At 73.5% G+C, this 11,365-nt stretch carries 9 protein-coding genes; 3 read left to right on the forward strand and 6 right to left on the reverse strand.

Features of this window, described 5'->3' with window-relative positions; all coding sequences use genetic code 11:
* Positions 1-167 precede the first annotated feature (167 nt).
* Positions 168-1,019 (reverse strand): pyridoxal kinase PdxY, encoded by an 852-nt coding sequence (gene pdxY / locus ACODR5_RS04595; RefSeq protein ID WP_488982876.1) that lies wholly within the window; start codon positions 1,017-1,019, stop codon positions 168-170.
* A gap of 26 nt (positions 1,020-1,045) precedes the next feature.
* On the opposite strand from pdxY, the gene ACODR5_RS04600 reads away from it, so the two are divergent.
* On the forward strand, positions 1,046-1,948 hold the full coding sequence (locus ACODR5_RS04600) for a L,D-transpeptidase (RefSeq protein ID WP_449854183.1): 903 nt from the start codon (positions 1,046-1,048) through the stop codon (positions 1,946-1,948).
* Positions 1,949-1,957: 9 nt separating this feature from the next.
* Here the strand turns inward: ACODR5_RS04600 and ACODR5_RS04605 are convergent, their stop codons facing one another.
* The 4 genes from ACODR5_RS04605 to ACODR5_RS04620 form a co-directional block, all read right to left on the reverse strand.
* Positions 1,958-2,665 carry an SOS response-associated peptidase gene (locus ACODR5_RS04605; RefSeq protein WP_449854184.1) on the reverse strand — a complete coding sequence of 236 codons (708 nt, stop codon included), beginning with the start codon at positions 2,663-2,665 and terminating at the stop codon, positions 1,958-1,960.
* A gap of 89 nt (positions 2,666-2,754) precedes the next feature.
* Entirely contained in the window at positions 2,755-6,168 is a 3,414-nt protein-coding gene (locus ACODR5_RS04610; RefSeq protein WP_488982877.1) for an error-prone DNA polymerase, read from the reverse strand.
* A complete protein-coding gene (locus ACODR5_RS04615) occupies positions 6,168-7,760 on the reverse strand; it encodes a DNA polymerase Y family protein (RefSeq protein WP_488982878.1) in 1,593 nt (530 codons plus the stop codon). The genes ACODR5_RS04610 and ACODR5_RS04615 overlap by 1 nt, the downstream gene beginning before the upstream one ends.
* Positions 7,757-8,491, reverse strand: coding sequence for a hypothetical protein (locus tag ACODR5_RS04620; RefSeq protein ID WP_449854187.1), 735 nt, complete (start codon positions 8,489-8,491; stop codon positions 7,757-7,759). Before ACODR5_RS04620 ends, ACODR5_RS04615 begins: the two co-directional genes overlap by 4 nt.
* Before the next feature lie 145 nt (positions 8,492-8,636).
* On the opposite strand from ACODR5_RS04620, the gene ACODR5_RS04625 reads away from it, so the two are divergent.
* Together ACODR5_RS04625 and ACODR5_RS04630 are read left to right on the forward strand one after the other, a co-directional pair.
* Entirely contained in the window at positions 8,637-9,788 is a 1,152-nt protein-coding gene (locus ACODR5_RS04625) for a pyridoxal phosphate-dependent aminotransferase (protein WP_488982879.1), read from the forward strand.
* A gap of 59 nt (positions 9,789-9,847) precedes the next feature.
* Positions 9,848-10,606 (forward strand): YebC/PmpR family DNA-binding transcriptional regulator, encoded by a 759-nt coding sequence (locus ACODR5_RS04630; protein WP_449854189.1) that lies wholly within the window; start codon positions 9,848-9,850, stop codon positions 10,604-10,606.
* Positions 10,607-10,682: 76 nt separating this feature from the next.
* Here the strand turns inward: ACODR5_RS04630 and ACODR5_RS04635 are convergent, their stop codons facing one another.
* A complete protein-coding gene (locus ACODR5_RS04635; RefSeq protein ID WP_460817766.1) occupies positions 10,683-11,279 on the reverse strand; it encodes a vitamin K epoxide reductase family protein in 597 nt (198 codons plus the stop codon).
* Positions 11,280-11,365: the final 86 nt, after the last annotated feature.

Below are 11,365 nucleotides of genomic sequence, written 5' to 3' on the forward strand. Positions count from 1 at the left end.
TCGACGCGGATGCGGGCGGTTGCGGTGGTCGCTTCAGCTCCGGCGCTGCGCGCCTCCGTACAGCAACCGTGGGGTAGGCGTCGGTTGACGCCGATCGGTTGCTGAACGGAGCGGCCGGAGGCCGCGGAGATGAAGCGACCAGTCGAACCCGGGCGCCGAGGGCGCGATCAGCGGACCCGACGGACCTCGAACTCCAGGCGCGGGCTCGCGTAGTGCTCCTGCGCCTCGACGAGGTGGAGCTCCTTCGAGCCGGCGGCGTGCGTCTGCTCCAGCAGGCCGAACACGCTCGAGGCCGTGCGGGCGAGGGCGTCGGCCGCGTCGCGCGTGCGCACGTAGTGCGAGGTGAACAGCGCGGCCGTGACGTCGCCCGATCCGTTCGCCTTCATCGGCAGGTACGCCGTCTGCACGATCCACGCGCCGGCGTCGTCGATCGCCATCATCTCGATCGTGCCGTCCTCGCGATCCGGGCGCTCGACGCTCGTGACCAGCACGGTCCGCGGCCCCATCGCGCGGGCGAGGTCGGCCGAGGCGAGCGTCGACTCGATCGTGTCGGGCTCGGTGCCGGTGAGGAAGCCGAGCTCGAACTGGTTGGGCGTGATGATGTCGGCCACGGGCACGACCTTGTCGCGCAGCAGGTCGGGGATCGCCGGGGCGACGAAGCAGCCCGACCGCGCGTTGCCCATGACCGGGTCGCACGCGTACAGCGCCGCCGGGTTGGCGGCCTTCACGCGCGCGACGGCGTCGATGATGACGTCGGCGATGCCCTCGGAGCCCTGGTAGCCGCTCAGCACGGCGTCGAGTTCGCCGAACGCGCCGCGCTCCTCGACGCCCATGATGACGTCGGCGACGTCCTTCGGATCCATCACGGGGCCGCGCCACGCGCCGTACCCGGTGTGGTTGGAGAAGTTCACCGTGTAGACGGGAAGCACCTCCACGCCGATGCGCTGCATGGGGAAGACGGCGGCGGAGTTGCCCGCGTGGCCGTAGGCCACGGCGGACTGGATGGACAGGATCTTCATCCTTCCGATGATGTCACGATGGAGGGGTGACGGATCGCATCTCGACGCGCACGCGGATGATTCTCGCGGCGGTGGGCGTGCTCGCCCTCGTCGCGGTGGCGCTCGCCCTCGTGCTGTGGCCGCGAGCGGCGGAGACCGAGACAGCGCCGACGCCGAGCGCGACGGCGACGCAGGCCGAGACGCCCACTCCCACGCCGACGCCCACCCCCACACCCACAGGCCCGGCGGCGGACACGGCCGCCTACGACCTGACCGGTCTGTCCGCCGCGCAGGTGTTCACCGTGAACGCCCGGATCCCGCTCGACGATGCGCCCTCCGAGCCCACGCTGCCGCTCGTGGCGCAGGCACGCGATGTTGCGCCCGTCTTCGCCGAACCCGGCGGCGAGCCCGTCGCCGTGCTGCCGCGGGAACAGCAGCACGGTGGCGTCGTCGTTCCGGTCGTGAGGCAGGAGGAGCACTGGGTCGAGGTGCTGCTCTCGGGGCGTCAGGGTGTGCCGCCCGAGGGCTCGGCCGCCCAGACCGCCGGCTGGCTGCGCGCGGCAGACGTGGAGATCTCTTCGAACCCCTACGCCGTGGAGGTGAGCATCTCCGGCCAGACCATCGACATCGTCCACGACGATCAGCACGAGCGGGTCGCCGAGTCCTTCGCATGGGGTGTGGAGGCGACGCCGACGCCCCTGGGTCGCTCGTACATCATGACGACGGCTGTGACCGACCTCGCGTACGCCAGGGGCAACCCGATCGTGTACCTCTCGGTGCAGTCGCCGACGCTTGCCCGCTTCGGCGCGTCGGATGCGGCCGTCACGGCCTTTCACTACCACGACGCCAGGGAGGGCGCGATCTCGAACGGCTGCATCCGTGTGGGCGCCGAGACCATCACACGCCTGGCGCAGCTGCCGCCGGGCACACCGGTGCACATCCGCCCCTGACGAGGGCGCTCACACCGGATCGATGAGCGCGGGGGAGTCGTTGCGCACGTTGCCGACCGCGCGGTCGACGGGGTGGAAGGCGAGCGTGTCGGCGATGCGGGGCGCGTCGTCGAGGACGGCGTCGAGCACGTCGCGCGGGCGGTCGACGGCCGGGTCGAGCCACGCGTCGGCGTGGTCGGCGTCGAGGAACACCGGCATGCGCCCGTGGATCGAGCCGAGCGATCCGATCGCGTCACGGGTGAGGATCGTGAAGCTCAGCACCCAGCGGTCCGGATCGTCGTCGGTCTTGGTCTTGTCGCGCCACCACTCGTACAGGCCCGCGAACAGCAGCGGCGAGCCGTCGGCGGGATGGATGAAGTGGGGCACCTTGCCCGTCTGCTGCTCCTGCCACTCGTAGTAGCCGGTGGCCGGGACGATGGCGCGACGCCGGGCGAGCGCGTTCTGGAACATGCGCTTCTGCTCCAGATCCTCGGCCCTGGCATTGAAGGCGCGCGCGCCGATCGACAGATCCTTCGCCCACGAGGGCACGAGGCCCCAGCGGGCGCGCTCGAGCCGGCGCACGGGCCGCTCGGCCTTGACCGAGTCGAGCACGATGCCCACCTGAGCGGTGGGCGCGATGTTGTACGACGGCTCCGGCAGGTCGTCGGCGACCAGATCGACCCTCAGCTCGCTGACGAGCTCCCCACCGACGTTCGCCACGACGAATCTCCCGCACATGCCGCCAGGCTACGCCGTGCCGCCGACGTTCCGGCGCGCGCGGTGTCTCGCGTGCCCCGGCACATCCGCGCCGCCCGGGCTGCCGCCCCTCAGCGGAAGTCGCGCGAGCGGTGCCCGATGCCGACGCGGAGGTCCTCGAAGCCGTCGGCGACGATGTTGACGACGCCCTCGGGCGAGCGCTCCAGGATGCCGCGGGCGATGAGCGCCGGGCTGTCGCGCACGACGGCGCGGAACCGCGTCCACGCCCCCGTGGAGCAGATGACGTTGATGAGGCCGAACTCGTCCTCGAGGTTGAGGAACGTCACGCCCGAGGCGGTGGCGGGCCGCTGGCGGTGCGTCACGAGCCCGGCGACCTCCACGCGCCGCCCCGTCTCGTGCGTGCGCAGCCCCGCGGAGGTGACGACGCCCCGGGCGTCGAGCGCACCGCGGAAGTGCGTGAGGGGGTGGTCGTCGGTCGACACGCCCGTGGCCCACAGGTCGCTCGCGAGCCGCTCGTAGCTCGTCGGATCGGGGAACAGCGGCGGCTGCACGGCCTGCACCGTGCCCGGCAGGTACTCGGGCCGGTCCTGCGCCGCGGCCCCCGCGATCCACAGGGCCTCGCGCGTGGCGTGCCCGAGCGACGCGAATGCCCCCGCCGTGGCGAGCGCCTCGAGCTGGTTCTCGCTCACCCCCGTGCGGCGCACGAGATCGTGCATCGACGCGAAGGGGCCGTGCGCGTCACGCTCGGCCGCGATGGCCCTGGCGGTGCGCAGGCCCACGCCCGTGACGCCGGCCAGCCCCAGCCGCACGGCGAAGCCGCCGTCGCGGCGGTGCGCGGCCGACTCGTCGGGCGCGGCCGGATCGAACGGCGGCGGCTCCCCGTCGAACGAGCGCAGGCACGCGTCCCGGCCCGTCGGACCGTGCCGATCCGGATCGAGCGGCTCGAGCGTCTCCTGCGCGCCCGAGAGGTTGATGTCGGGCCGGTGCACGACGACGCCGTGGCGGCGGGCATCGGCCGTGAGCGTGGCGGCGGAGTAGAACCCCATGGGCTGCGCGCGCAGCAGGCCGGCGAGGAAGGCGGCCGGGTAGTGCAGCTTGATCCACGAGCTGGCGTAGACGAGCAGGCCGAACGAGAGGGAGTGCGACTCGGCGAAGCCGAAGTTCGCGAACGCCTGGATCTGCGCGTAGATCGCGTCGGCGGCCTCGTCCGACAGGCCGTTGCGCTTCATGCCCGCGTAGAGCTTGTCGCGGATCTTCTCGATCCGCTCCAGGCCGCGCTTCGACCCCATGGCGCGGCGCAGCAGATCGGCGTCCTCGCCCGTGCAGTCGCCGATGACCATCGCCATCTGCATCAGCTGCTCCTGGAAGATCGGCACGCCGTGCGTGCGCTCCAGCACCGGCTTCAGCTTGGGGTGCGGGTAGGTGGTGGGCTCGACGCCCATCTTGCGGCGCACGAAGGGGTGCACCGCGCCGCCCTGGATGGGGCCGGGCCGGATGAGCGCGATCTGGATGACGAGGTCGTAGAAGCGGCGCGGCTGCAGCCGGGGGAGCAGCCCCATCTGGGCGCGCGATTCCACCTGGAACACGCCGATGGAGTCGGCGCGGCACAGCATGTCGTAGACGGCGGGCTCCTCGCGCGGCAGCTCGCGCAGCTGCCACTGCTCGCCCGTGGACTCGCGGATGAGGTCGAAGCAGTGCTGCAGCGCCGAGAGCATGCCCAGGCCCAGCAGGTCGAACTTCACCAGCCCCATCCACGCGGCGTCGTCCTTGTCCCACTGGATGACCGTGCGGTTCTCCATGCGGGCGTGCTCGACGGGCACGACCTCGCCGACGGGTCGGTCGGTCAGCACCATGCCGCCGGAGTGGATGCCCAGGTGCCGCGGCGCCTTCATGAGCTCGGTCGCGTACGCGATCACCTGATCCGGGATGTCGTGATCGGGACCCGACTCCAGCGTGGCGCCCCAGCGCTCCACCTGCCGCGACCAGGCGTCCTGCTGGCCGGGGGAGAAGTCCAGGGCGCGGGCGACGTCGCGCACGGCGTTCTTGGGGCGGTACTGGATGACGTTCGCCACCTGCGCCGCCCGCTCGCGCCCGTACTGCTCGTAGACCCACTGGATGATCTCCTCGCGGCGGTCGGAGTCGAAGTCCACGTCGATGTCGGGCTCCTCGTCGCGGATCGCCGAGAGGAAGCGCTCGAAGGGCAGGTCGTAGGCGATCGCGTCGACCGCCGTGATGTCGAGCAGGTAGCAGACGGCGCTGGCGGCGGCGGATCCGCGCCCCTGGCACAGGATGCCGCGCCGGCGGGCCTCGGCGACGATATCGTGCACGATGAGGAAGTAGCCGGGGAAGTCCTTGCGCTCGATCACGTCGAGCTCGTGCGCGATCCGCCGGCGCCCCGCCTCGTCCAGCTCCGGGTAGTGCGACGGCACGGCCCGCCAGACGAGCTCGCGCAGGTACGACATGGGCGTGTGCCCCTCCGGCACCTCCTGCTTCGGCAGTGCGGGCCGCGCGCGGCGCAGGGGGAAGGCGAGCTCGGCCGCCAGGTCGGCCGTGCGCTCCACGGCACCCGGATAGCGGGCGAACAGGCGCGCCATCTCGTCGCCCGAGCGCAGGTGCGCCGAGTCGTGCGCAGGCAGCCAGCCGTCGAGGTCGTCCATGCCGCGGGTGGCGCGGATCGCGGCGACGGCCCGCGCGAGCCGCGCGCGCTCGGGGGCGGCGTAGTGCACGTTGTTCGTGGCGAGGGTGGGCACGCCGACGCGCGCGGCGAGCTCGGCGAGCGCGTCGTTGCGGCGGTCGTCGAGGGGATCGCCGTGGCGCGTCAGCTCGACGAACACGCCGCCCGGCCCGAACCGGTCGACGAGCTCGCGCAGGGCGGCCTCGGCCGCCGACAGGTCGCCCGATCCGCGCGAGACGGGTCCGGCCAGCGCGCGGCCCACCGCCCCCTTGCGGCAGCCCGTGAGCACCGCCCAGTGATCGCGGCCGCGCTCGGCCAGCTCATCGAGGTCGTAGAGCGGGCGGCCCTTCTCGCCGCCGCGCAGCTGCGCGCGCGTGATCGCCCCGGCGAGCCGGTGGTAGCCCTCCTCGCCGCGCGCGAGCACAAGCAGGTGCGTGCCGGCCGGGTCCGGCACCCCGCCCTGCGGCTTCGGCAGCCCCAGCGACAGCTCCGCGCCGAACACCGTGCCGACCGAGGTGTGCTCGGCCGCCTCCGCGAAGCGCGCGATGCCGTAGAAGCCGTCGTGATCGGTCATCGCCAGGGCCTCCAGCCCCAGCCGCTCGGCCTCCTCGACGAGATCCTCGGGCGAGGAGGCGCCGTCGAGGAACGAGAAGGACGAGTGCGCGTGCAGCTCGGCGTAGCGGGTGCGGCTCGTGCCGCGCTCGAGACGCGGCGGCTCGTACGCGCCCCGCTTGCGGCTCCACGCCGGGCTGTCGCCGCCGTCCGCGTTCGCGGGGCGCGGATCGGGCCGGCGGCCGCTGAGGGTGCGCTCGAGCTCGTGCCACGGGATCGGCGGATTCGTCCAGCCCATCAGGCGTACCTCCCCTCGAGCCACCAGCCGGAGCCCTCGTGCACGACGAGCCACGCGCCTCCCGCCTCGTCCACGAGCTGGAAGCGATGCGCACGACGGGCGCGCGCGGCGTCCCACGTGCGCTCGATCACCGGCCACGGGCCCGCCCACGACACCACGCGGCGGCCGTCGAGCTCGGCGGGCTCGCCCGCCACCATGCCGCGCGCGTCGACGCCGACCGCCGCGCCGCCGGCACCGCGCACGGCGGCCGGGCGGGGGCGGCGGAACACCTCGGCCGGCAGCGGTGCCGGCGGGGATCCGGGCCAGGGGCGGTCGCGGCTCTGCTCGGGGGACGCGCCGTCGCCCCACGGCAGCAGCACCTCGCGCTCGGCGGCGCTGCGGCCGCCGCCGACGGCGGGGCTGAGCACGCCGCGATGGCCGAGCACGGCCTGCAGGCGGGTCATGGCGTGGTGGGCGCGCTCGTCGGGACCCTGGCCGATGAGCGCCGGCTGATGGGCCGCGCCGTCGTCCACCGCCTCGGCCTCGATGCGGACGAGGGCCACGGCGCCGCGCAGCGCCGACTCGCCGCCCTGCTGCAGCTGCCAGCGCACGCGGTCGACCACGCTGGCCGCGTCGAAGCTCACCGGATGCTGCCACACGCGCTCGCTGCGCCCGTCGCGGTCGTCCTCGATCGCGATCCGCACGGCCGTGCAGACGAGCCCGGCCTCGCCGACGGCGTCGCAGAATCCCTCGGCGGTCTGGCGCACGGCGAACGCGATCTGCTCGGCCAGCTCCAGCGGCGGCTCGAGCGCCAGCTCGCGTGCGAGCTCGGGCGGGGGCACCCGTGGCACGACGGCGCGCGAGTCCGCCCCGGCGGCGAGGGCCTGCAACCGCAGCCCGCGCTCCCCGAGCCGCTCGCGCACGCGGCCGGGGGCGAGCGCGGCGAAGTCGCCGAGCGTGCGCAGCCCGAGCCGCGACAGCAGCAGGGCGAGCTGCTCGTCGCCGAGCACGGTCACCGGCAGCGGGGCGAGGAAGGCGGCGGATGCCCCCGGCGGCACGATCCGCAGGGGGAGCGGCGCATCCGCGCCCGCCCCCTCGCGAGCGCCCCCTTCACGAGCGCCCGCAGCGGGCAGGGAGCGCGCGGCCTGTTCCGCCGTGAAGACGCCGTCGGCGATCCCCGCGCGCACCTCGTCGTAGCCGCGCGCGGCGAGCGCGGCCGCGAGGGCGTGCGCGGCCTCGGCCTCGCCGCCGTAGAACCGGGCGGGGCCGCGGGCGCGCAGCGCGACGAGGCCGGGCGCGAGGGGCTGGCCGCCGGGCGCGAGCTCCTCGAGCGCGCGCAGCACGGCGTGGAAGGCGCGCTCGTCGCGATCCGGATCGTCCGGCACGATGCGCAGGCGCGGGCAGGCGCCCTGCGCGTCGCGCCGCCGCTGGCCCACGCCCACGCCCTGGGCGCGCGCGGACGCGGAGCAGGCCACGACGCGGTTGGCCCGGATCACGGCGATCGGCGCGCCGGGATCGACCGGTTCGGCGCCGAGCTCGCGGGCCTGCGTGCGCAGGAACGCCGTGACCGCCCAGTCGGGGAACAGCAGGACGAGGGCGCGCTCGGGACTCATGCGCCCACCGCCCGCAGTCGCGGCCGCGGGGCGTTCCCGGTCGCGCCGGCTTCGGCCCCGATCGCCTCGGCCCCGATCGGCTCGATGCGCCCGGAAGGGCCGGGAAGCAGCACCCGCACCGAGCGGGGCCGCGGGGTGCGCCTGCCGGTGAGGGTGACCGTGACGGCCCGCTCCGACAGCAGCCCGTGGCCGCGGCCGATGCCGTGCCATTCCGGGGCACCGAGCGACAAGGCCGCCTCGACCCCCGGCCAGTCGCCGAGGGCGAGCAGGGTGCCGCCCCGGTCGCGCAGCCGGGCCTCCAGCCGGGCGGCCTCGGCCTCGGCCGGGCGCCGGGGCGGGCGCACGGCGACGAGCGGGAAGACCTCGGCCGCCGCCGAGGCGGCCTGCAGCCACCGGTCGCCCGGATCGGGGATGAGCGCGATCCGGTCGAGGGAGACGCCGTGCCCCTCGGCGGCCTCCACCGAGAGCTCGGGCAGTCCGACCACGGCACACCACGACCCCTCCCGCGAGCTCGCTCCCAGCAGGGCCAGCAGCAGGCTCGTGGATCCGGGCTGAAGCGCGTAGGCGGCCCCGGGGCGCAGCCCGCCGTCGGGGAACAGGGGCGAGAGCGCGTCGGGCACGGGCAGGGCCTTCGGATCGGCCCGGCGCCGCTGCAGGCCGGCGATCTGCTCGCGCAGGCGCAGCACCGTGGCGAGGTCGCCTCGCCTGTCGAATGCCGCCGCCGTGCCCATGACGCCAGTATAGAAACTATGTACGACAAAGAAAGGGGATCAGTCGAACGAACGTTCTAGTTCTACTCGAGGGTTCGGCTCGCCGCCCGATCCGTCGCCCGCGGCACCGCGGAGGGGACCGAGCGTACGGGTAACGTGGGACATCGTGCCGCAGCTCGCCTCTCACATCCCCTCCGTCCCCGAGTCGGGGACCCGCCGGATCTTCGAGCTCGCCATGACCGTCGACGATCCGATCATGCTCGTCGTCGGCGAGCCCGACGTCCCCGTCGCCGCGCACATCGCGGACGCCGCGCGACAGGCGTGGGACCGCGGCGACACGAACTACGCCGGCAACGGCGGCCTGCCCGCGCTGCGCCGCGCCATCGTCGACAAGCTCGCGCGCGAGAACGGCATCGAGGCCGACGTCGAGCAGGTGTGGGTCACCATCGGGGGCACCCAGGCCCTCGCGCAGGCCTTCACGCTCACGCTCGGCCAGGGCGACGAGATCCTCATCCCCGATCCGGGCTACACCACGTTCACGATGTACCCGCGGGCCCAGGGCGCCGTCCCCGTGCCGTACCCGCTGCGCGCCGAGCACGGCTTCACGCCGCACGTGGGCGAGCTCGAGCCGCTCGTCACCGCGCGCACGCGCGCGATCGTCGTCAACTCGCCGTCCAATCCGCTGGGCGTCGTCTTCCCGCCCGCCGTGCTGGCCGACATCGTCCGCTTCGCCGCCGCGCACGACCTCTGGATCATCAGCGACGAGGTCTACGAGCACTTCACGTGGGAGGGGCCGCACACCTCGCTCGCGGCCGTGGCGGCCGAACTGGGGGAGCAGGATCGCGTGCTGAGCGTGTTCTCGACCTCCAAGAGCCACGCCATGACGGGTGCGCGCGTCGGCTGGCTCGTCACGCCGCCCGGCGTCGCCGACACCATGCGCGCGCTGCAGGAGGCGATGATCGCGTGCGTCGCGATGCCCGAGCAGCACGCGGCGATCGCCGCGCTCACCGGGCCCATGGACCACGTCGAGCGGGCGCGCGAGCGGTACCGGGCGGCGATCGCCGAGGCCACCGCGCTGCTGGATGAGCGCGGCCTGCGCTACCACCGGCCGCAGGGGGCGTTCTACCTGTGGATCGACGTCTCGCACGCGACCGACGGCGACGTCGCCTCGTGGGCGCAGCGCTTCCTGCTCACGCAGAAGGTGGCGGTCGCGCCGGGCAGTGCGTTCGGGCGTGGCGGGGAGGGGTGGATCCGGATCTGCCTGGCGGCCGACGCCGCCGCCATCCGCACCGCCATCTCGCGCCTGCCGCGCCCGTAGCGTCGACGCCGACGCGCGCGGAATAGAATCGACACAGCAGTCTGACGATCGGGAGTTTCATGTCCGGGCATTCCAAGTGGGCCACCACGAAGCACAAGAAGGCGGTCATCGACGCCAAGCGCGCGAAGTCGTGGGCGAAGCTCATCAAGAACATCGAGGTGGCGGCGCGGCTCGGCGGCCCCGACGAGGCGGGCAACCCCACGCTGTTCGACGCCGTCCTGAAGGCGAAGAAGACGTCGGTCCCCAAGGACAACATCGAGCGCGCCATCAAGCGCGGCGCCGGCATCGGCGGCGAGGCGGTCGACTACACGACGATCATGTACGAGTGCTACGCCCCCGGCGGCGTCGCGATGCTGATCGAGTGCCTCACCGACAACAAGAACCGCGCGGCCGCCGAGGTGCGCACGGCGGTCACCCGCAACGGCGGCAACATGGCCGATCCGGGCAGCGTGTCGTTCAACTTCGAGCGCAAGGGCGTCATCGTCGTCTCGGGTGAGGGCACGACCGAGGACGACGTGATGCTCGCGGCGCTCGAGGCCGGCGCGCAGGAGATCGAGCCGCACCCGCAGGGCTTCGAGGTGGTCACGGAGGCGAGCGACCTCGTCGCCGTGCGCACGGCGCTGCAGGAGGCGGGCATCGAGTACGAGTCGGCGGATGCCGAGTTCGTGGCGAACGTGAAGGTGCCGGCCGATGCCGAGACGGCCCGCAAGGTGTTCCGCCTCATCGACGCGCTCGAGGACAGCGACGACGTGCAGAACGTCTACACGAACATCGACGTCGCCCCCGAGGTGCTCGCAGAGCTCGACAACGACGAGTGACGACGGCCGTTCCGTCCGGAGGGCGCGGGTACCCCACGAGGGGCCCGCGCCCTTCGCGTCTCAGAGGGAGCGCGTCTCAGATGAAGGTGGCGAGCACGTTCAGTCGCAGCTGCGCGATGATCGCGATCACGGCGTAGCTGGCCACGGCGAGCAGCGGCAGCCAGCTCATGGCCCTGTCGGCGGCCTTCTGCGCCGCGCTCGGCAGCGGCAGCGCGCCGATGCGGATGACGTGCAGCAGCACGGCGTAGAACGACGGGATGGTCACGACCCACGTGACCATGCACCACGGGCACAGCGTGTGCAGCTCGAAGATGCTCTGCGAGATCAGCCACACGACGAAGCCGAACGCGAACGTCATGCCGGCGGCGAAGAGCAGCCAGAACCAGCGGCCGAACCGCGCGCCGGCGAGGATCGCCGCCCCCACGACGATCGGCGCGACCCAGCCCGTGATCCCGAGGATCGGGTTCGGGAAGCCGAACGCCGATCCCTGCCAGGACTCGAGGTTGGCGCTGCATTGCACGAGCACGCTGAAATCGCAGCTCGCGCCGGCGCCCGGGTCGGCCAGCTGCTCGAACCGCTCCATGGTGAGCGAGTAGGCCGCCCACCAGCCGATCGCCCCGGCGACGATGAGCCAGACGGCGAGTGCGGTGGGTCGGGTGCGGGGCGTTGCCATGCGTGCATTCTCGCATCGCGGCATGAGCGATCCCTCCCCGCCGCGGCCGGTGGCAGCGAGACAGGTTCTGTGCGCCGAGACAGCGT

This window comes from Microbacterium sp. FG3 (assembly GCF_057809335.1).